Here is a 19658-nt window from a genome sequence, read left to right as displayed (position 1 = left end):
GGTTTTTATCAGATGTGTCGACGTCTGGATGTGCTGTTTTCTGTTAGACGGATGTTAAACGAGGCAGCGCTGATTGCCACTCCCGCGATCCGGACTGGCCGGTCGCCGATGCGGCCTTATAATGCCCCAATCGCCGCCCCCAGGCGGCCACCAATGGAACAGACATGACACAGCAGCAACCGATCGCCGTCCTCGGTGGTGGCAGTTTCGGCACCGCCTTCGCCAACCTGCTGGCAGAAAACGGACAGCGCGTTCGCCAGTGGATGCGCGACGAGGAACAGGCCGAGGCGATCCGCACCCGCCGCGAGAATCCCAACTACCTCAAGGGCGTGCGCATCCACGACGGCGTGGAGCCTACCTCGGACCTTGCCGCCACCCTGGCCGAGTGCGAGCTGATCTTCGTCGCGGTGCCCTCCAGCGCCCTGCGCAAGGTGCTTGAAGGCCGTAGCGAAGAACTGGCGGGCAAGATGCTGGTCAGCCTGACCAAGGGTATAGAAGCGCAGACCTTCAAGCTGATGAGCCAGGTGCTCGAAGAGATTGCGCCGAAATCGCGTATCGCGGTGATCTCCGGCCCGAACCTGGCGCGCGAGATCGCCGAGCACGAGCTGACCGCCACGGTAGTCGCCAGCGAAGACGAAGACCTCTGCGCCCAAGTGCAGAAGGCCCTGCATGGCCGCACCTTCCGTGTCTACGCCAGTGGCGACCGCTTTGGCGTCGAACTGGGCGGCGCGCTGAAAAACGTCTACGCGATTATTGCCGGCATGGCCGCCGCGCTGGGTATGGGCGAGAACACCAAGGGCATGCTGATCACCCGTGCCCTGGCGGAGATGACCCGCTTCGCCGTCCAGCTCGGCGCCAATCCGATGACCTTCCTCGGCCTGGCCGGCGTGGGCGACCTGATCGTCACCTGTTCGTCACCCAAGAGCCGTAACTATCAGGTGGGCTTCGCCCTGGGCGAGGGCCTGACCCTGGAAGACGCCGTGGCGCGCATGGGCGAGACCGCCGAGGGCGTGAACACCCTCAAGGTGCTCAAGGCCAAGGCCGACGAGCTGCAGGTCTACATGCCGCTGGTGGCCGGCCTCAATGCCATCCTGTTCGGCGGCCGCACCCTGGAGCAGGTCATCGGGGCGCTGATGAGCGGCGAGCCGAAAACCGACGTCGACTTCATTCCCACCACCGGTTTCTGAGGAGGTATCAACCATGTCTGCGGAACGTCAGCCCTCTGACCGTCTGGAGAAGGAATCCCTGGTCCTGCGCGTTGTCTGGATGCTGGTCTTCGCGCTGGTCTGGTTCGTCGCCGAGATGATCCTCGGTGCCGTGGTGATCATCCAACTGGTCTACCGCATCATCTACGGCGCGCCCAGCGGCAGCCTGATGGGCTTTGGCGACAGCCTGAGCCAGTACTTCGCGCAGATCGGTCGATTCGGCACCTTCCAGACCGAAGAGAAGCCCTGGCCGTTCTCCGACTGGCCGACCGCCCATGCCCCCGAAGGGGATACACCGCACGACGTGCCGCCGGCGCCGCACCCGGTGCGCGACGAGGAGCCGAAGCTTTGAAGCTCTGGCTGCTGCGCCATGGCGAGGCCGAACCCCAGGCCCGCCGTGATTCCGAGCGCCGGCTGACGGCCCATGGCATCAAGGAGGCGCTCAAGAGTGCTGCCCAGCTTGCCGGCCAGCCGTTGGACGGCATTCTCGCCAGCCCCTATGTACGTGCCCAGGAAACCGCTGAACTGGTCCGCGAGGCGCTGGGCTTCGAAGGTTCCGTCGGTACTGCGCCCTGGCTCACCCCGGACGATGACCCCAAGGACGTGCTGCGCTTCCTCGACGGCCGCAACGAGCAGAACCTGCTGCTGGTCACCCACCAGCCACTGGTGGGGGCGCTGGCGGGCCTGCTGGTGCATGGCAGCCGCAACGACGCCGTGCCGTTCAGCACCGCCACCCTGGCGGAACTGGAAGGCGAGGTGCCGGTGGCGGGGCTGATGGCGCTGGTGTCGCTCTACCATCCGCGGCATTCCTGAGCTCGCTGAAAAACCTCCGGATACTTTGTGCCGGAGCTTTCCCCACTTCCCCGGCCCTCTCCCTCAAGGGAGAGGGCCGTCCGTGCCCGCTGATTCCTAGGTTTCATCCTGTTCCGAACGGTACCTCTCCCGCTTGCGGGAGAGGGAGTTCTTACTCGGCCCAGACCAATTCGTGCCCGGATGTTTCTGCGCAGTGCCCGTCGCAGAGCGGCTGGAACCAATCCTTCGGCTGATTCCTACAAAAGTTCACACGACCAGTCTTGTCTGCCGCTGCGCTGCATGGAATATTCAACCAAGCAAGTGCTTGGTTGATCCATCGCTATATCCCTGAGCTACACCTCTGACAAAAAGAACAAAGGAGGGGCACGTGGTTAAAGCAGTCCGATTACCACTCGACCTGTTCTATCAGCGCGAGAAGAGCCACCCGAACAAACGCTACCTGGTGCAGCCGCTCACCGGCGGCGAAGTGCAGACCCTGACCTGGGGCGAAGTGGGCGATCAGGCCCGCCGCGCCGCTGCCTGGCTGCGTAGCCTGGACCTGCCCGAGGGCAGCCGGGTGGCGATCATTTCGAAGAACTGCGCGCACTGGATAGTCGCCGACATCGCCATCTGGATGGCCGGCCATGTCTCGGTGCCGCTGTACCCGAATCTCACGGCCGACTCCGTGCGCCAGGTGATGACCCACTCCGAAGCGCGGGTGGCCTTCATCGGCAAGCTGGACGACTGGCCGGCGATGGTTGATGGCATTCCCGAGGGCGTGCCCACGGTGGCACTGCCGCTGCACCCGGAGGGCTGCTTCGACCATTCGTGGAGTGATCTGCAGCAACTGGCGCCGATCACTGACGATCCGCGCCCGGACGCCACCACCCTGGCGACCCTCATCTACACCTCCGGCACCACCGGTACGCCCAAGGGCGTGATGCACACCTTCGGCAACTTCGCCTTCGCCGCCAGCCATGCCATCGATCTGTTCGGCGTCGGCGAGGAAGACCGCCTGCTGTCCTACTTGCCGCTATGCCACGTGGCCGAGCGCATGTTCGTGCAGATGGCGTCGATCTACGCCGGGCAGACAATCTTCTTCGCCGAAAGCCTGGATACCTTCGTCGCCGACATGCGCCGTGCGCGGCCCACGGTGTTCTTCGGCGTGCCGCGCATCTGGACCAAGTTCCAGATGGGCGTCTATACGCAGATGCCGGCGAAGAAGCTCGACCGCCTGCTGCGGCTGCCGATCATCGGCCGCATGGTCGGCCGCAAGGTGCTCGCCGGACTGGGCCTGGATGCCGTGCGCTATGCCCTGTGCGGCGCAGCGCCAGTGCCTGAGGCGCTGCTCAACTGGTACCAGCGCCTGGGCCTGAACGTGCTTGAGGTTTACGGCATGACCGAGAACTGCGGCTATTCCCACGTTTGCCGGCCCGGCGAACAGAAGACCGGCTGGATCGGCCGCAACAGCCCCGGCGTAGAGGTGCGCATCAGCGACGAAGGCGAAGTGCAGGTGCGCAGCGGCGCGACCATGGTCGGTTACTTCAAGGACCCGGAGCGTACCGCCGAGACCATTACCGAGGACGGTTTCCTGCGCACCGGCGACAAGGGCGAGCAGGACGCCGAAGGCCACCTGCGCCTGACCGGGCGCATCAAGGAAATCTTCAAGACCGCCAAGGGCAAGTACGTCGCCCCGGCCCCCATCGAGAACCGCCTGGCCGTGCACTCGCGGATCGAGCAGATCTGCGTGGTCGGCGACGGCCTGATCGCCCCGTTGGGCCTTTGCGTACTCTCCGAGGTCGGCCGCCAGGAAGCCGCCAACGGCTCGCGCAGCCAACTGGAGCAGAGCCTTCAGGAGCTGCTTACGGAAGTGAACGACGCGCTGGACAAGCACGAGCGGCTGGCCGGGCTGGTGCTGGTCAAGGACGTCTGGACGGTGGACAACGGCTTCCTCACGCCGACCCTGAAGATCAAGCGCAACGTGGTGGAAGGGACCTACGGTCAGCGCTTCAATGAATGGGCGGAGCGCCGCGAGGCGGTGCAATGGCATGAATGACAGAAGGAGTTTCGAATGACCTGGCGCACCACGCCCGACCTGGAAAAGCTCAACGCGAACCTGAAGAACACCATCGGTGAAGTGCTCGATATCCGCTTCGAGGCGTTCGACGACGACTCGCTGACCGCCAGCATGGTGGTGGATTCGCGCACCCACCAGCCCTATGGCCTGCTGCACGGCGGCGCCTCGGTGGTGCTGGCGGAGACCGTCGGCTCCACCGCCAGCTACCTGTGCCTGGATACCAGTAAGTACTACTGCGTGGGCCTGGAGGTAAATGCCAACCATCTGCGCGGCCTGCGCAGCGGGCGGGTGACTGCAGTGGCGAAGGCCGTGCACATCGGCCGCTCGACCCACGTCTGGGAAATCCGTCTGCACGGGGATGATGGCAAGCCAAGCTGCATCTCGCGGCTGACCATGGCCGTGGTGCCGCTGGAGCGCTGAATGCTCTTCGTAGGAGCGAGCTTGCTCGCGAACCGGCTCCGCTGCGGAGTTTTGTTCGCGAGCAAGCTCGCTCCTACAGAAAGCCACTCGCAATTTTGTCCAAGACCCGCCGTTCCCGCGCCGGTAAAGTAGGCCCATGGAACGCATCGAACACCACAGCAGCGGTTTGCCCGGCGTCCGCTTCATCGACGCCGAGTATCGCCGTTTCGCCTTTCCCCGGCATTTTCATCTCGACTACCACGTCGGGCTGATGCTGGACGGCTGCCAGCGCTACACCCATCGCGGTGAGCGCTCGCTGGCCGGGAACGGCGACATCCTGCTGATGAGCCCCGAAAGCATCCACGACGGCTCCAGCGAGGGCGAGGAGGGCTACCGCATCCGTGTGCTGTCCATCGACCCGCAATGGCTCGACGATGCCTGCCGCGCCTTCAGTGATGGCCGCCAGGGCGCGCCGCGTCTGACTGCCGCGCAACTGCGCGATCCGTTGTTGCAAGCCGAACTGCAACGCGCCCACGCCCTGATGCTGGGCGGCGAGCGGCTGGCGCAGCAAGGCCAACTCTGGCAAGCGCTGGCCGCACTGCTGGAACGCGCCTCCAGCCTGCGCATCCGCGAGCCGGGGCAGGGCTTCGATGCGCCGACCTGGGCGCGCCTGCGCGAGTGGCTGGAATCGCGCCTTGAGACGCCGCCGACCCTGGAGGAGATCGCCGAATTCTGCGACCTCAGTCCCTGGCAGGTGCTGCGCCGCTTCAACCACCAGTGTGGATTGCCACCGCACCAGTGGCTGACCCAGCTGCGCCTGGAGCGCGCGCTGCCACGGGTGATCAAGGGCCAGCCGCTGGCGGAGATCGCCCTGAGCCTGGGCTTCTATGACCAGGCGCACTTCAGCCGCCTGTTCCGCCGTACCTACGGATTGCCGCCCGCGCGACTACGCCAGCGCTGATCCACCCCAACAAATCCCGATCCATTCCCACTGGAGAATCCCGCCATGCAGGAGGTTCACGTCTTGCTCATGCTCACTGCCGTATTCGCGGTCGCCCTGGTCAGCCCCGGCCCGGACGTCGCGCTGGTGGTGCGCACCTCGCTGCACCAGGGCCGCCGCGCCGGCGTACTCAGCGCGCTGGGGCTGGCGTGCGGCATCCTGGTCCATGGCACCTTGGTGCTGACTGGCGTGTCGTTGCTGCTCAGCCGCTCACCGCTGCTGTTCAGCGCCCTGCAACTGGTGGGCGCGGCCTACCTCGCCTGGCTCGGCGTTGGCGCGCTTCGTGCGTTGCGCAAGCCGGGCGGAGCAGGGCGGATCGACGGCGAGCTGCCGGACTCGACGCTTGGCCCCTGGTTGCGCGGGCTGGCGACCAACCTGTTCAACCCCAAGGCGCTGGTGTTCTTTCTCGCGCTACTGACCAGCCTGATCCCGGCGGACATGTCGGCGCCCGGCAAGGTCGCGGTGGCGGTAATGCTGTTCGGCACCGGGTTCATCTGGTTCAGCCTGCTCAGCGTGATCCTCACCCGGCCTATGTGGCAGCAGCGCCTGCTGCGCGCCGTGCCGGTGATCGATGGCGCCTGTGGGCTGGTGTTCCTGCTGGTGGCGGGAGGCATTCTGTTCAGCGTGGTGAACCACGCGACGCATTGGGTCTGAGTAGCACATCTTGTCGGCGGATAAAGCGTACCGCGTTATGCGTCCTACGATGAGTTTTCCGTAGGGCGCATAACTGTTCGCGGTTATCCGCCGAAGTCGCGCCGCAAGAAGGGGGATCAGGGCAAATCCGCCGGAGCGCCATGGAGTTTGGCCGTAGTGCCGTCATTCGCGGGAGCGTGGGTCATTGCCGCGCCCCCGGTGCTGTCGGAAAATTCAGGCTGTCATTCCCCTGAGTTCCCCCAGCATGTCGCAAGCGGTCTTCTTCGCCCACGCCAACGGTTTCCCCTCGGGGACCTACGGCAAGTTGTTCGACGCCCTGGAGCCGGATTACCGGGTCCATCGGCTGGACATGCACGGCCATGACCCGCGCTTCCCGGTGAATGCCAACTGGGAAAACCTGGTGGAAGAGCTGTTGCATCACCTCGAGGCGCTGGACGAGCCCGTGTGGGGCGTCGGCCATTCACTCGGCGGCGTGCTGCATTACCATGCGGCGCTGCGCAAACCCGAGCTGTACCGCGGCGTGGTGATGCTCGATTCGCCGCTGCTGACGCTGGCCGACCAATTGGTGATCCGCGTTGCCAAGCGCTTGGGCTTCATCGATCGGCTGACACCCGCCGGCCGGACCCTCGGACGTCGCGAGGACTTCGACGATTTTGCCGAGGCGCTGGAATACTTCGCCGGCAAGCCGCTGTTCAAGCGCTTCGACCGCGACTGCCTGGAAGCCTATGTGCGCCACGGGCTGGCGCCCTCGGATGCGCGCGGCCTGCGGTTGAAGTTCGACCCGGCTACCGAGATTTCCATCTATCGAAACGTGCCGCACACCAGCCCCGGCCGCGCGAAACAACTTGCCGTGCCGCTGACCATGGTGCGTGGCCGCCACAGCCGCGTGGTGCTGCCGCATCACGCCCGCCTGATCGGCCGCATTCCCATGGGCGAGAGCCTGTCGCTGCCGGGCGGGCACATGTTCCCGCTGGAGCGCCCGCAGGACACCGCCGCGCTGCTCAAGACCGTCTTCGCCCGCTGGCAACAGCGCGCCAATGCCTAAGGAATCGCCATGACCGCCAAAGTCCAGGAAATCCGCCTGAACCTGCCGCACATCGAGCTGGCCGCGCACCTCTTCGGCCCGGAGGATGGCCGCCCGGTGATCGCCCTGCACGGCTGGCTGGACAACGCCATGAGCTTCGCCCGCCTGGCGCCCAAGCTCGAAGGCGTGCGTATCCTCGCCCTGGACTTCGCCGGCCACGGCCACTCTGGCCACCGCGCACCCGGCGCCAGCTACCTGCTGTGGGACTACGCGCTGGATGTGCTGATGGTGGCTGACCAGATGGGCTGGGAGCGCTTCTCCCTGCTCGGGCATTCCATGGGCGCCATCGTCTCGGTGCTGCTGGCCGGTGCCATGCCTGAGCGCATCGAGCGGCTGGCGCTGATCGACGGCCTGGTGCCCTATACCGGCGAGCCGGACACGTCGCCGCAGAAGCTCGGCGAAGCCCTGCGGGCGCAGTTGGCACTGCCGAACAAGCGCAAGCCGGTGTACGAAGCCATCGATCGCGCTGTGGAAGCACGCATGAAGGGCGTGGGCGCGGTGAGCCGCGAAGCGGCGGAACTGCTGGCCTCCCGTGGTCTGGTGCCGGTCCCCGGTGGCTACACCTGGCGCACCGATGCGCGCCTGACCCTGCCGTCGCCGCTGCGCCTGACCCGTGCCCATGCGCGACAATTCGTCCAGTCCGTGCAGTGCCCCACCAGCCTGGTGCTGGCGCAGCAAGGGCTGATGCTGGTCGAGCCGGCCACCCGCGAACTGCTGAAAGACCGGCCCTTCGAGGTGCATGAGCTCCCCGGCCAGCACCATTTGCACCTGGATGATGAGGCGGGCGCCGATGCCGTCGCCGCTATCTTCCGACCCTTCCTGCAAGCCTGAGGGAAACACCCGGTAGCGCCCTGCGGCTTGACTAAAGCGGGGCCGGCCGCGACGCTGCACGGATCGCTTCAGGGAGATTGTGCATGCTCGACATCCAGACCGCCGCGCGCCAGGGGCCGGAAAACCCTCACTTCGTCAGGACCGACGCGCACCGGATGTCACGGCTGCTCCGCACGCTGATCGCCAGCGGGCTACTCGGCTTCGCCAGCATTGCCGGCGCCGCCGATCTGCCTGACAGCCACGACCTGGAGATACTCCCGCGCTTCCCGCGTTCGGAGATCGTCGACTTCAACCAGGCCGCCAGCCAGGAACGTATCTACCCCCAGGGCTCCATCAGCCGCATCAGCGGGCGCCTGCGGATGGAAGGGGAGGTGCGCGCCATCGGCGACCTGACCGCCGTGACCTACCGCCTGCCCGACGAGGACTCCAGCCAGAGCGCCTTCGCCGCCGCGCGCAAGGACCTGCTCAAGGCCGACGCCACCCCGCTGTTCTGGTGCGAGAGCCGCGATTGCGGTTCCAGCAACCTGCTGGCCAACTCGGTGTTCGGCAATTCCAAGCTGTTCGGCCCGGACGATCAGCAGGCTTACCTGCTGGTGCGCCTTGCCGCGCCCCACGAGAACAGCCTGCTGGCGGTCTACACCATCACCCGCGGCAACCGACGCGCCTACCTGCATGCCGAACAACTGGACAGCGGCGCTGCCCTTGGCGAACTGTTGCCCAGCCCGGCGACCCTGATGCGCCTGCTCAAGGCCAACGGCGAACTGACCCTGAGCCACGTGCCGCAGGAGCCGGGCGGCGCCTGGCTGGACCTGCTGGTGCGCACACTGCGCCTGGATACCGGCGTGCGCGTGGAGCTTGCCGGCCAGCACGCCGGCGACTGGCGCGCCGCACTCACCGCACAGGGCGTGCGCGATGCGCGTCTGGAGCAGGGTAAGGACGATGGCGACGGCCTGCATCTGACCTGGCTGCACTGATTCCCCTACGCTGAAGGCTGAAACGCCCTACACTGGGGCTTTCGAGCCAATCGGGGTTTCCAATGTTCGACAACGATCGCCTGTTGCTGCGCCTGCTGTTGCTTGGCCTGCTCGCGGCCAGCATCTGGGTGTTGCTGCCCTTCTGGTCGGCGTTGGTCTGGGCGGCCGTGCTGGCCTTTGCCAGTTGGCCGCTGATGCGCCTGCTCACTCAGTTGTTGGGTGGACGCCAAGCGGCGGCCGCCGGCTTGCTCACCCTCTGCTGGATAGTCCTGGTGGCGCTGCCGCTGGTGTGGCTGGGCTTCGGCCTGGTGGACCGGGTACGCGAAGGCGTGGAGCTGGTGAAGAACCTGCAGGTCTCCGGGTTGCCGCCGCCGCCGGAATGGATGGCACGGGTGCCGCTGGTCGGCGACCGGCTGATCGGCTGGTGGTACCAGGCGGACCAGCAGGGCGTGGCGATGTTCTCCGCGCTCAAACCGTACATGGGCGAGGTGGGCAACTGGGCCCTGGCGCGCAGCGCCAAGCTGGGCGCTGGCATCTTCGAGCTGGTGCTCAGCCTGGTGCTGATCTTCTTCTTCTACCGCGACGGCCTGCGTCTGCAGGCATTCGCCCACGGCATGTTGCAGCGCCTGATCGGTGATACCGCACAGCAGTACATGGACATCATCGCCGGCACCGTGCAACGGGTGGTAAACGGGGTGATCGGCACCGCCGCCGCGCAAGGGGTGCTGGCGACCATCGGCTTCCTCATTGCCGGTGTGCCGGGCCCGCTGGTGCTGGGCCTGCTGACCTTCGTCTGCAGCCTCTTGATGGTGCCACCGCTGATCTGGGGGCCTGCGGTGATCTGGCTGTTCTACCAGGAGAGCTACGGCTACGCGGTATTCATGGCGATCTGGGGCTTCTTCGTGATCAGCGGCGTGGACAACATCCTCAAGCCCTACCTGATCAGCCGCGGCGGCAACCTGCCGCTGGTGGTGGTGCTGCTGGGTGTGCTCGGCGGGCTGCTCAGCTTCGGCTTCATCGGCCTGTTCCTCGGGCCGGTACTGCTGGCGGTGGTCTACAACCTGATCAGCGCCTGGGTCGATAGCTCACACCGGCCACCGCCGCCGCCGGTAGTTTGAAGCATGCAGTATGCGCCCTACGGCCCTGTGGTGAGGATCACCGCGCCACGTTAGCCGTCGCACATTGTAGGAGCGAGCTTGCTCGCGAACGGGTTGCCCGGCGGCTCAGGTGCTGGGCGGGTTCGCGAGCAAGCTCGCTCCTACAGGTAAGGCGCAATCCCGAACGGGTTATGCGCCCTGCGGTTTCAGGTGTCAGACGTGCTCGCTCTTCACCTGCACCAGCTTGTCCCGCCCTGCGCCCAGGCCGAAGACAATACCCGCCACCGTCACCACCACGAAGATCACGCCGGTTGCTGCCCAGCCGCCGGTGGCGTCGTGCACCACGCCTACCAGGAACGGCCCGCAGGCCGCCAGGGTGTAGCCCACGCCCTGCGCCATGCCGGAGAGGTTGGAGGCGACGTGGGAGTCCGGAGAGCGCAGCACAATCAGCGCCAGCGCAATGCTGAAGGTACCGCCCTGGCCAAGGCCCAGAACCACGGCCCAGCCCCAGATGCCGCTCAGCGGGGCGAGCAGCAGGCCGAGCAGGCCAGCCAGGGTCAGGCTCATGACGATCACCACCGCAATGCGCTGATCCTTGCCACGAGTGGCCAGCCAGGGCGCCGCCAGGGCGCTGAACAACTGCACCATTACCGAGCCGGAAAGCACCAGCCCGGCTTCCACTGCGCTCAGGCCGCGGTCGATGAGGATGGACGGCACCCAGCCGAAAACGATGTAGGCCAGCGACGACTGCAAGCCCATATACAGTGTGACCTGCCAGGCGAGCGGGTCGCGCCACAGGCCCTTTACCTTGTATACCGGGCGATGGGCGTGATGGTTCTGGCGGGTCTGCGGCAACCAGATCACTGCTGCGACGATGGCGGGGATCGCCCAGAACGCCAGCGCCAGTTGCCAGCTATCGCCCATCAGCCCTGCCAGCGGCACGGTGGATCCGGCGGCGGTGGCGGCGCCCAGGCACAGGGCCATGGTGTAGACGCCGGTCATGGTCCCGGCGATGTGCGGGAAGTCGCGTTTGACGATGCCCGGCAGCAGTACACCGATGATGCCGATGCTGGCGCCGGCTACCAGGCTGCCGAGAAACAGTCCGGCCACCGGGAACAGGCTGCGCAGGACGATGCCGCCGGCCAGGGTGAAGAGGATCAGCAGCACGGTGCGCTCGGCGCCCAGGCGCCGAGCCAGCATCGGCGCCAATGGTGCGAACAGGCCCAGGCAGAGCACCGGCAAGGTGGTCAGCAGGCCGGCGGCGGCGGCGGACAGACCGGTGCCGTCACGCACGGTGTTGAGCAGCGGCGACAGGCTGGAAAGCGCCGGGCGCAGGTTGATCGCCACCAGCACCAGGCCCAGCAGCAACAGCCAGGTGCGTTGCGGGGGTGGGGCGGCCTTGGCAGTGCTGTCGTCTTCGGCGTCGATCAGCAGCTCTTCGGGTGGGCAGGACACCTTGTGCTCGGCGTCTTTCGGGTCATTGGGCAAGGACATGGTGGGCATTCCAGGGCAGCAAGGCAGAAAGCGTTCGTAGAAAGAATCAGGAATCAGATCAGCAGCGCGCGGTTCGCCTGTGCCGCCGCGTCGGCGTCGCCACGGGCGATGGCGTCCAGCAGCTCGCGGTGCAGCTCGAAGCTCGGCTGCGGACGGGTCGGGTCGCCGATGGTGCGCTCCAGGCCGGCGCGGATCACCTGGGAGAAGTAGCGGTACAGCTCGCTGAGCACCGGGTTGTGGGCGCTGTCCACCACGCGCTGGTGGAAGGCCAGGTCATGGGCGATGTACTGATCCAGTGATCCGCCGTGATGCACGGCGGAGGCTTCCAGCGCTTCGCGCAGGGCGGCGAGGTCGGCTTCGGTCCGGCGCTCGGCGGCCAGCCGGCTGGCTTCCACTTCGATGACGCCGCGTGCTTCCAGTGCCTGCTCCACCGAGCTGCGGGCCAGCACCAGCATGGTGTCCAGCGGGTTGGCGCAGGCGCGCACGTAGGTGCCGTCGCCCTGGCGCACTTCCAGCACGCCGGAGAAGGTCAGCACGCGCACCGCTTCGCGCACGGTATTGCGGCTGATACCGAGGGACTCGGCCAGTTCCGGCTCCGGAGGCAGGCGCTGGCCCAGTGGCCAGGTGCCGTCGGCGATACGCAGGTGGATCTGCTCGAGGGCGATGTCCACCAGCGAGCGCTTCTGAATGGGGCTTGGCATTGAAACATCCAATCATCGGATGAATTTGGTGAGGCCAAGATTAGGACAGTTCCACGCTGGCTGGCAATCCGGGAAGAAGAGAGGGCCGCCGGAGCGGGGGGCGCTCCGGCGGTGGGCATCGACGCGGATCAGGCGGCGATGTTCACCAGGCTGCCACTGGTCGCCTGGAGGGTTGTGACTTCGCTGCTCTGGTACTGCTTGAGCAGGTTGGCCACCAGTTTCTGGTAGGCGGCACCGGTGTTGGCGCTGGTCGACGATGTGCTGGTGGCAGTGGTCGTCGTGCTGTCCGAAGAACTGCTGGAGGAATTGTCGAACGAGCCGCTGGCGGCCGAAGCCGGCGGGGGCGGCGGCGGGCCCTCGGGACGTTGGGCCTGCAGCGCGCTGGAAAGCTCGTCGCTGCTGATGGAACCGCTGCCGTCCGCGTCGAGCTGGCTGAACAGCTCGCTCAGGCGTTCGCTGTCGTCGCTGCTTCCCAGGGCGGAGAGTTCGTCGCTGCTGATGCTGCCGTCACCGTCACTGTCCAGCGCGCTGATCAGGTCTTCGGCGGAATCGCCCATGCCCATGTCGCCGGGTGGTGGTGGGGGAGGAGGCATGGCCGCCGCCAGTTCGTCCTGGGAGATGCCGCCGCTGCTGTCGCTGTCCAGCTCGCTGAGCAGGGCGTCGATGTCGATGTCGCTGCTGTTCGAGTCGTCACTGGACGACAGCGCGCTGGTCAGTTCGTCCTTGCTGATGCTGCCGTCGCCATCGCTGTCGATGGACTTGAACAGGTCTTCCTGGAATTTCGCCGCGCCCTGGGAGTTGCCAGTGCCGCCGCCCTGTGTGGCGGTGGTGCTGCTGGCGGTCTGGGTACGGGCGAGCGAGCTGGTGTAGTAGCTCGCATAGCTGCTGCTCACGCCGCTGATCATGGGGGAATCTCCGTGGTTGCCGAAGCGGAGGGTTCTCCGCTGATGACAGCCTCGGGTATGTCTGTGTCGCGGGTTTGTGCGCTTTGTTTGCTGGCGGCTACAACGGCGTTACGCCGTTGTGCTTCTGGGCAGGCGCAGCACGGCGGTGGCGCCGCCGCCGGGGGTTTCCTCGAAGTACAGGTCGCCGCCCTGGCGCCGCGCGGCATCGCGGGCGATGGCCAGGCCCAGGCCGACGCCGCCGGAATTGCGGTTGCGCGAGCCTTCCAGGCGGAAGAAGGGTTCGAACACCTGTTCGCGCAGCTCGGCGGGGATGCCCGGGCCATGGTCGCGCACGCGGATTTCCAGCTCGCGCATGCCGTCGCGCAACTCGATGCTGACATCGCCGGCGTAGCGCAGGGCATTGTCCAGCAGGTTGTTCAGGCACGAGCGCAGCGCCATCGGCTGCACCTTGAGCGGAGCGCAGTAACCCTCCACGCCGACATCGGCACCGCGTTCGCAGGCGTCTTCCGCCAGCGAGTCGGCCAGCGCCTTCACGTCGAACCACTGCAGCGGCTCGGTGGCGCGTTCCTGCTGCAGGTAATGCAGGGTGGAGTCGAGCATGCCGATCATCTCGGCCAGGTCCTGGCCGATGCGGGTGCGCAGTTGCGGGTTGTCGATCTCCTCGACGCGCAGGCGCAGACGCGACAGCGGGGTGCGCAGGTCATGGGACACCGCTACCAGCATGCGGCTGCGCTGCTGCACCTGTTCGCGGATACGTTCGCGCATGCGATTGAAGGCGTGGGCCGCCTGGCGTGCTTCGCGCGGGCCGGTTTCCGGCAGCGGCGGGCTGTCCAGGTCCTCAGAGAGGCGCAATGCGGCGTCGCCCATGTGCTGCACCGGGCGGGCGAGCAGGCGTGCGCCAACATAGGCGGCGAGGATCAGCGTCAGCAACTGGAAGGCGAAAGGCACGCTCCAGAACGGCAGGCGCGGGCCGGGCGGTGGCGGCGGACGGAAGCCTTCGGGGCCTGCCTGGAAACCTCCTGGAGGAGGGCCGCGCTCGAAGCCGTGTTCCGTCGGCGGAGGCGGGGGAGGTGGCGGCTCGTGGCGCGGACCGTAATGGTGGAACCAGGTGAACGCCAGCAGGTGGGCGACCACGATGGCCAGCAGGAATACCCCGAACAGCCGGGCGAACAGGCTGTCGGCACGCTCCAGGGGTTTTTCCTTTGCGCGCTCGGGCGCGGACTCAGGCGATGTCGCGGACATCGAACAGGTACCCCTCACCGCGCACGGTCTTGATCAGCCGCGGCGAGCGCGGGTCGTCGCCAAGCTTCTGCCGCAGGCGCGAGACCAGCAGGTCGATGCTGCGGTCGAAGGCTTCGATGGCGCGGCCACGGGCGGCGTCCAGCAGCAGTTCACGGTTGAGCACCCGCCGCGGGCGTTCGAGGAACACCCAGAGCAGGCGGAATTCAGCGTTGGACAGCGGCACCACCAGGCCATCGGGCGCATGCAGCTGGCGCAACACGCTGTCCAGGCGCCACTGGTCGAAGCGCACCTGGGCGCGCGGTTCGCCGCGGCTGCCTTCCTCGCTGGTGAGGCTGGTGCCGCGCACACGGCGCAGGATGGTCTGGATGCGTGCTACCAGTTCGCGCGGCTCGAAGGGCTTGGCCATATAGTCGTCGGCACCCAGTTCCAGGCCGATGATGCGGTCCGCCGGCTCGCAGCGTGCGGTGAGCATGAGGATCGGGATGTCTGACTCGGCGCGCAGGTAACGGCACAGGGACAACCCGTCTTCGCCGGGCAGCATCAGGTCCAGCACTACTACGTCGAAGCTTTCGTTCTCCAGCGCACGACGCATTTCGACGCCGTCGGCGACGCCGTGGGTCTCGATGTTGAAGCGCGCGAGGTAACCGCAGAGCAGCTCGCGGATCGGCTCGTCGTCATCCACCAGCAGTGCACGGGTAGTCCAGCGGCGTGGGTCGTCGGTAGAGGTCGGGTACATGAAGAAACCTGTCGCGGGAGAACGTGGGGCAGGATGGCCAGAGGCCGCCAGGGGCATGCGACACGTGCATGCTAACCCGTCATCGCGTGCGCGGGCCATGGTCGGCGAGGCTGCGGCCCGCGGGTGTCGCCAGCGTGTCCGCTGTGTATCGGGTTCGATACAAAGTCGCGGGATGCCCTTGCAGAGCGGTTTTTTACGTTTTCTTTATGCGCCTCGCCGAGTGCGGGAATCGCTCCTTTACGCGTTGCTTGCGGAAAATTTCCGTCAAGCGGCAAACGCCGTTTCAAGCGATGGAATCGCCCGCGTGAGGAGAAAGCAATCATGAGCGTGCTCGACGGTGTGTCCCTGGTCCTGGCCACGGGACTGTTCATCTACCTGCTGGTGGCGCTCTTGCGCGCCGACCGTTCCTAGGAGCGTTCATGAACAGTCATGACGTGTTGCTGATCGTCGCCTTCCTGGCGCTGGTGCTGGTGCCGGCGCCCTTCCTCGGGCGCTTCTACTACAAGGTGATGGAGGGGCAGCGCACCTTCCTCAGTCCCGTGTTCCTGCCGGTGGAGCGGGCCATTTATCGCACGTGCGGCATCCATCCTGAAGACGAGCAGGACTGGAAGGGCTATACCCTGGCCCTGCTGGCGTTCAACCTGGTGGGATTGGTGCTGCTGTTCGCCATCCTCATGCTGCAGGGGCTGCTGCCGCTCAACCCGCAGAACCTGCCGGGCCTGGAGTGGACGCTGGCGTTCAACACTGCGGTGAGTTTCGTCACCAACACCAACTGGCAGGCCTATAGCGGCGAAGCCTCGCTCAGCTACCTGAGCCAGATGCTCGGCCTGACCGTGCAGAACTTCGTCAGCGCCGCCGTCGGCCTGGCCGTGCTGGTGGCGTTGGCCCGTGGCATCTCGCGCAAATCGACGAACAATCTCGGCAACTTCTGGGTCGACCTGACCCGCGCTACCCTCTACGGGCTGATCCCGCTGTGCCTGCTGCTGGCGCTGTTGCTGGTCTGGCAGGGCGTGCCGCAGACCTTCCTCGACTATGCCCACGCGCTGACCGTGCAGGGCGCCGACCAGTCCATCCCGCTGGGCCCGGCGGCCAGCCAGATCGCCATCAAGCAGCTGGGCACCAATGGTGGCGGTTTCTTCGGCGTGAACTCGGCGCATCCGTTCGAGAACCCGACCATCTGGAGCAACCTGTTCGAGGTCGTGTCGATCATCCTGATCCCGGCCGCGCTGGTGTTCACCTTCGGCCACTACGTGAAGGACCTGCGCCAGAGCCGCGCCATCCTCGGCTGCATGCTGGTGCTGTTCGCCCTCGGCCTGGGTGCTTCGCTGTGGGCCGAGTACCAGCCGAACCCGGCGCTCAGCGCGCTGCCGGTGGAGCAGGTCGCGCCGCTGGAAGGCAAGGAAAGCCGCTTCGGCACCACTGCCAGCGTGCTCTGGTCGGTGACCACCACCGCCGCCTCCAACGGCTCGGTGAACGCCATGCATGACAGCCTGAACCCGCTGTCGGGCATGGTGGCGATGCTCAACATGATGGTCGGCGAAGTGATCTTCGGCGGCGTCGGCGCGGGGCTCTACGGCATGCTGCTGTTCGTCCTGGTGGCGGTGTTCCTCGCCGGGCTGATGGTCGGCCGCACCCCCGAATACCTCGGCAAGAAACTCGAAGCCCGCGAAGTCCGCCTGCTGGTGGCGACCCTGCTGGTGATGCCGGTCGGCGTACTGGTGCTCGGCGCCATCGCCGCCAGCCTGCCCGGCCCGGCCTCGGCGGTCAGCAACCCCGGCGCACACGGTTTCAGCCAGTTGCTTTATGCCTACACCTCGGGCACCGCGAACAACGGCTCGGCCTTCGGTGGCTTCGGCGCCAACACGCCGTTCCACAACCTGATGATCGCCCTGGCCATGCTGATCGGCCGCTTCGGCTACATCCTGCCGGTGCTGGCGATCGCCGGCAGCCTGGCGGCGAAGAAAGCCACACCCGTGGGCCCCAACAGTTTCCCCACCCACGGCCTGCTGTTCGTCAGCCTGCTGACCGCCACCATCCTGCTGGTGGGCGGCCTGAACTTCCTGCCGACGCTGGTGCTGGGCCCGGTGGCCGATCACCTGACGCTCGGTTTCTGAGGAACCTTTCATGAACGCTAAAACCCTGGAACTGGTCCTGAACAAGGCCGCCGAGAAACGTCCGACCACCGCGCTGTCCGCCCTGTGGAAACCGGCGCTGCTGCAGGCCTTTGTCAAGCTTGACCCGCGCCAGTTGCAACGCTCGCCGGTGATGCTGGTGGTGGCCCTGACTGCCGTACTGACCACCGTGCTCTGTGTGGTCGGTGGTGAGGCGGTGCCCACCTTCGTCGCCGTGCAGATTGCCGTGTGGCTCTGGTTCACCGTGCTCTTCGCCAACTTCGCCGAAGCCCTCGCCGAAGGCCGCGGCAAGGCCCGCGCCGACAGCCTCAAGGCCGGCACCCAGGGCCTGCAGGCCATGCGCCGGACCGCCAGCGGCAAGTTCGAGAAAGTCGCCGCCAGCAGCCTGCGCAAGGGCGACGTGGTGCGCGTCGAGGCTGGCGAGCTGATCCCCGGCGACGGCGAGGTGATCGAAGGCGTGGCGGCGGTCAACGAAGCCGCCATCACCGGCGAATCCGCGCCGGTGATCCGCGAATCCGGCGGCGACCGCTCCGCCGTCACCGGCAACACCCGGTTGGTTTCCGATTGGCTGCTGGTGAAGATCACCGCCAACCCCGGCGAGTCCACCCTCGACCGCATGATCGCCCTGGTGGAGGGCGCCAAGCGCCAGAAGACCCCCAACGAAGTGGCGCTGGATATCCTGCTGATCGGCCTGACGCTGATCTTCCTGCTGGTGGTCGTCACCCTGAAGCCGTTCGCCCTGTTCGTCGGCGGCAATCTGCCGCTGGTGTTCCTGGTGGCGCTGCTGGTCACGCTGATCCCCACCACCATCGGCGGTCTGCTTTCGGCCATCGGTATCGCCGGCATGGACCGTCTGGTGCGCCTGAACGTCATCGCCAAGTCGGGCCGCGCCGTGGAAGCGGCGGGGGATGTGCATGTGCTGATGCTCGACAAGACCGGCACCATCACCTTCGGCAACCGCCGCTGCAGCGCGTTGCACACCGCCCCCGGCGTGCAACCGCTGGAACTGGCCGAAGGCGCGTTCCTTGCCTCGCTGGCCGATGATACGCCCGAGGGCAAATCCATCGTCGAGTTCCTCCGTGCGCAGATCATCCTGCCGGAGCCGGACCGTAACCGTGTGACGCCGATTGCCTTCAGCGCCGAGACGCGCCTGTCGGGGATCGACTTCGACGGCCATGTCTACCGCAAGGGCGCGGTGGACGCCGCGCTGGCCTTCGTCGGCCTGGACCGCTCGCAGATGCCGGAAAGCCTCGCCAAGGAGATCGAGCGCATCGCCCAGAGTGGCGGCACCCCGCTGCTGGTGGTGGCCGACGGCAAGCTGCTGGGCGCCATCCACCTCAAGGACGTGGTCAAGCCGGGTATCCGCGAGCGCTTCGCCGAGCTGCGCCGCATGGGTATCCGCACCGTGATGGTGACCGGCGACAACCCGTTGACCGCCGCCGCCATCGCTGCCGAAGCGGGTGTGGACGATGTGATTGCCGAGGCCACGCCAGAGAAGAAGCTGGCGCGCATCCGCCAGGAGCAGGGCGAGGGCCGCATGGTCGCCATGTGCGGCGACGGCGCCAACGATGCTCCGGCCCTCGCGCAGGCTGATGTCGGCATGGCCATGAACGACGGCACCCAGGCCGCCCGCGAGGCCGCCAACCTGGTGGACCTGGACAGCGACCCGACCAAGCTGCTCGACGTGGTGCAGGTGGGCAAGGAGCTGCTCGTGACCCGTGGCGCGCTGACCACCTTCTCGGTGGCCAACGACGTGGCCAAGTACTTCGCCATCCTTCCCGCGCTGTTCGCCGGCATCTACCCGCAACTGGGCGTGCTCAACGTAATGAAGCTGGCCAGCCCGCAGAGCGCCATCCTCTCGGCCATTGTGTTCAACGCGCTGATCATCGTCGCGTTGATCCCGCTGGCCCTGCGCGGCGTGCGCGTACAGGCCAGCGACGCCTCGCAGCTGCTGCGGCGCAACCTGCTGATCTACGGCGTGGGCGGGCTGGTGGCGCCGTTCGTGGGGATCAAGGTGATCGACATGCTGCTGGTCGCTATCGGCCTCGCCTGAATCGGCTTTTCGTAGGAGCGAGCTCGCTCGCGAACCGCCCGAGCGCCGGAGCAGCCGGATGACTGTTCGCGAGCAAGCTCGCTCCTACAGGCAACGCCCGGCGCTGAACGGGCCGGGTGCACCGAACAACTCCCTCTCCCTTCAGGGAGAGGGCGGGGGAGAGGGTAGCCCGGGGGGGGGGGGGGGGGGGGGGGGGGGGGGGGGGGGGGGGGGGGGGGGGGGGGGGGGGGGGGGGGGGGGGGGGGGGGGGGGGGGGGGGGGGGGGGGGGGGGGGGGGGGGGG

The 19658-nt window shown here is 66.8% G+C and carries 19 protein-coding genes; 14 read left to right on the top strand and 5 right to left on the bottom strand.

Going from position 1 to position 19658, the window contains the following annotated elements:
- The first annotated feature begins 164 nt into the window (after nt 1–164).
- The 11 genes from ACNFH5_RS30445 to ACNFH5_RS30395 all read left to right on the top strand — a co-directional run bounded on the left by ACNFH5_RS30445 (nt 165) and on the right by ACNFH5_RS30395 (nt 10134).
- The gene (locus tag ACNFH5_RS30445; RefSeq protein WP_416752653.1) at nt 165–1187 is read left to right on the top strand and encodes an NAD(P)H-dependent glycerol-3-phosphate dehydrogenase; all 1023 of its coding nucleotides are present in this window, start codon (nt 165–167) and stop codon (nt 1185–1187) included.
- 13 nt (nt 1188–1200) lie between these two features.
- A complete protein-coding gene (locus ACNFH5_RS30440) occupies nt 1201–1557 on the top strand; it encodes a DUF4389 domain-containing protein (RefSeq protein ID WP_416752651.1) in 357 nt (118 codons plus the stop codon).
- The gene (gene sixA, locus ACNFH5_RS30435) at nt 1554–2018 is read left to right on the top strand and encodes a phosphohistidine phosphatase SixA (RefSeq protein WP_416752649.1); all 465 of its coding nucleotides are present in this window, start codon (nt 1554–1556) and stop codon (nt 2016–2018) included. Before ACNFH5_RS30440 ends, sixA begins: the two co-directional genes overlap by 4 nt.
- 367 nt (nt 2019–2385) lie before the next feature.
- The gene (locus tag ACNFH5_RS30430; protein ID WP_416752647.1) at nt 2386–4053 is read left to right on the top strand and encodes an AMP-binding protein; all 1668 of its coding nucleotides are present in this window, start codon (nt 2386–2388) and stop codon (nt 4051–4053) included.
- Between the two features lie 15 nt (nt 4054–4068).
- Nucleotides 4069–4494 (top strand): hotdog fold thioesterase, encoded by a 426-nt coding sequence (locus ACNFH5_RS30425; RefSeq protein ID WP_017517381.1) that lies wholly within the window; start codon nt 4069–4071, stop codon nt 4492–4494.
- Nucleotides 4495–4630: 136 nt separating this feature from the next.
- Complete coding sequence (locus tag ACNFH5_RS30420; RefSeq protein ID WP_416752645.1) at nt 4631–5434, top strand: AraC family ligand binding domain-containing protein; 804 nt, start codon at nt 4631–4633, stop codon at nt 5432–5434.
- 45 nt (nt 5435–5479) lie between these two features.
- Nucleotides 5480–6127, top strand: coding sequence for a LysE family translocator (locus ACNFH5_RS30415; protein ID WP_416752642.1), 648 nt, complete (start codon nt 5480–5482; stop codon nt 6125–6127).
- 244 nt (nt 6128–6371) lie between these two features.
- Nucleotides 6372–7172 carry an alpha/beta fold hydrolase gene (locus ACNFH5_RS30410; RefSeq protein ID WP_416752641.1) on the top strand — a complete coding sequence of 267 codons (801 nt, stop codon included), beginning with the start codon at nt 6372–6374 and terminating at the stop codon, nt 7170–7172.
- A 9-nt stretch (nt 7173–7181) separates the two neighbouring features.
- Entirely contained in the window at nt 7182–8042 is an 861-nt protein-coding gene (locus ACNFH5_RS30405; protein ID WP_416752639.1) for an alpha/beta fold hydrolase, read from the top strand.
- 83 nt (nt 8043–8125) lie between these two features.
- A complete protein-coding gene (locus tag ACNFH5_RS30400) occupies nt 8126–9016 on the top strand; it encodes a DUF4892 domain-containing protein (protein WP_416752637.1) in 891 nt (296 codons plus the stop codon).
- A gap of 62 nt (nt 9017–9078) precedes the next feature.
- Nucleotides 9079–10134: an AI-2E family transporter gene (locus ACNFH5_RS30395; RefSeq protein ID WP_416752635.1), complete on the top strand. Its 1056-nt coding sequence runs from the start codon at nt 9079–9081 to the stop codon at nt 10132–10134.
- Nucleotides 10135–10326: 192 nt separating this feature from the next.
- Here ACNFH5_RS30395 and ACNFH5_RS30390 read toward each other — a convergent pair whose 3' ends face one another.
- From ACNFH5_RS30390 to ACNFH5_RS30370, 5 genes are all read right to left on the bottom strand, one after another.
- Nucleotides 10327–11607 carry a CynX/NimT family MFS transporter gene (locus ACNFH5_RS30390; RefSeq protein WP_416752633.1) on the bottom strand — a complete coding sequence of 427 codons (1281 nt, stop codon included), beginning with the start codon at nt 11605–11607 and terminating at the stop codon, nt 10327–10329.
- Between the two features lie 53 nt (nt 11608–11660).
- Nucleotides 11661–12308: a FadR/GntR family transcriptional regulator gene (locus ACNFH5_RS30385; RefSeq protein ID WP_416752631.1), complete on the bottom strand. Its 648-nt coding sequence runs from the start codon at nt 12306–12308 to the stop codon at nt 11661–11663.
- A 128-nt stretch (nt 12309–12436) separates the two neighbouring features.
- On the bottom strand, nt 12437–13213 hold the full coding sequence (gene xopAW, locus ACNFH5_RS30380) for a XopAW family type III secretion system calcium-binding effector (RefSeq protein WP_416752629.1): 777 nt from the start codon (nt 13211–13213) through the stop codon (nt 12437–12439).
- 108 nt (nt 13214–13321) lie between these two features.
- On the bottom strand, nt 13322–14455 hold the full coding sequence (locus tag ACNFH5_RS30375) for a sensor histidine kinase (protein WP_416752627.1): 1134 nt from the start codon (nt 14453–14455) through the stop codon (nt 13322–13324).
- A complete protein-coding gene (locus ACNFH5_RS30370) occupies nt 14436–15191 on the bottom strand; it encodes a response regulator (RefSeq protein WP_416752625.1) in 756 nt (251 codons plus the stop codon). The genes ACNFH5_RS30375 and ACNFH5_RS30370 overlap by 20 nt, the downstream gene beginning before the upstream one ends.
- A gap of 321 nt (nt 15192–15512) precedes the next feature.
- On the opposite strand from ACNFH5_RS30370, the gene kdpF reads away from it, so the two are divergent.
- From kdpF to kdpB, 3 genes are read left to right on the top strand one after another with little or no spacing between them, the layout of a single operon-like run.
- Nucleotides 15513–15602, top strand: coding sequence for a K(+)-transporting ATPase subunit F (gene kdpF / locus ACNFH5_RS30365; RefSeq protein ID WP_009618573.1), 90 nt, complete (start codon nt 15513–15515; stop codon nt 15600–15602).
- A gap of 8 nt (nt 15603–15610) precedes the next feature.
- Nucleotides 15611–17305 carry a potassium-transporting ATPase subunit KdpA gene (kdpA, locus tag ACNFH5_RS30360; protein WP_416752622.1) on the top strand — a complete coding sequence of 565 codons (1695 nt, stop codon included), beginning with the start codon at nt 15611–15613 and terminating at the stop codon, nt 17303–17305.
- Nucleotides 17306–17315: 10 nt separating this feature from the next.
- Nucleotides 17316–19376, top strand: a complete 2061-nt coding sequence (kdpB, locus tag ACNFH5_RS30355; RefSeq protein WP_416752620.1) for a potassium-transporting ATPase subunit KdpB — start codon at nt 17316–17318, stop codon at nt 19374–19376.
- Nucleotides 19377–19658: the final 282 nt, after the last annotated feature.

This window comes from Pseudomonas sp. NY15435, from assembly GCF_048068295.1.
Taxonomy (GTDB): domain Bacteria; phylum Pseudomonadota; class Gammaproteobacteria; order Pseudomonadales; family Pseudomonadaceae; genus Pseudomonas.
Note: the sequence above shows the minus strand (reverse complement) of the source record. Positions and strands in the feature narration are given on the sequence as shown.

Excerpts from the sequence above, each read along its gene's own strand:
- xopAW (WP_416752629.1), bottom strand. The coding sequence starts at position 13,213 with ATGATCAGCGGCGTGAGCAGCAGCTATGCGAGCTACTACACCAGCTCG.
- ACNFH5_RS30375 (WP_416752627.1), bottom strand. The coding sequence starts at position 14,455 with ATGTCCGCGACATCGCCTGAGTCCGCGCCCGAGCGCGCAAAGGAAAAA.
- kdpF (WP_009618573.1), top strand. The coding sequence starts at position 15,513 with ATGAGCGTGCTCGACGGTGTGTCCCTGGTCCTGGCCACGGGACTGTTC.
- ACNFH5_RS30445 (WP_416752653.1), top strand. The coding sequence starts at position 165 with ATGACACAGCAGCAACCGATCGCCGTCCTCGGTGGTGGCAGTTTCGGC.
- kdpB (WP_416752620.1), top strand. The coding sequence starts at position 17,316 with ATGAACGCTAAAACCCTGGAACTGGTCCTGAACAAGGCCGCCGAGAAA.
- kdpA (WP_416752622.1), top strand. The coding sequence starts at position 15,611 with ATGAACAGTCATGACGTGTTGCTGATCGTCGCCTTCCTGGCGCTGGTG.
- ACNFH5_RS30405 (WP_416752639.1), top strand. The coding sequence starts at position 7,182 with ATGACCGCCAAAGTCCAGGAAATCCGCCTGAACCTGCCGCACATCGAG.
- ACNFH5_RS30400 (WP_416752637.1), top strand. The coding sequence starts at position 8,126 with ATGCTCGACATCCAGACCGCCGCGCGCCAGGGGCCGGAAAACCCTCAC.
- ACNFH5_RS30415 (WP_416752642.1), top strand. The coding sequence starts at position 5,480 with ATGCAGGAGGTTCACGTCTTGCTCATGCTCACTGCCGTATTCGCGGTC.
- ACNFH5_RS30370 (WP_416752625.1), bottom strand. The coding sequence starts at position 15,191 with ATGTACCCGACCTCTACCGACGACCCACGCCGCTGGACTACCCGTGCA.
- ACNFH5_RS30440 (WP_416752651.1), top strand. The coding sequence starts at position 1,201 with ATGTCTGCGGAACGTCAGCCCTCTGACCGTCTGGAGAAGGAATCCCTG.
- ACNFH5_RS30425 (WP_017517381.1), top strand. The coding sequence starts at position 4,069 with ATGACCTGGCGCACCACGCCCGACCTGGAAAAGCTCAACGCGAACCTG.
- ACNFH5_RS30420 (WP_416752645.1), top strand. The coding sequence starts at position 4,631 with ATGGAACGCATCGAACACCACAGCAGCGGTTTGCCCGGCGTCCGCTTC.
- ACNFH5_RS30385 (WP_416752631.1), bottom strand. The coding sequence starts at position 12,308 with ATGCCAAGCCCCATTCAGAAGCGCTCGCTGGTGGACATCGCCCTCGAG.
- ACNFH5_RS30390 (WP_416752633.1), bottom strand. The coding sequence starts at position 11,607 with ATGTCCTTGCCCAATGACCCGAAAGACGCCGAGCACAAGGTGTCCTGC.
- ACNFH5_RS30395 (WP_416752635.1), top strand. The coding sequence starts at position 9,079 with ATGTTCGACAACGATCGCCTGTTGCTGCGCCTGCTGTTGCTTGGCCTG.
- ACNFH5_RS30410 (WP_416752641.1), top strand. The coding sequence starts at position 6,372 with ATGTCGCAAGCGGTCTTCTTCGCCCACGCCAACGGTTTCCCCTCGGGG.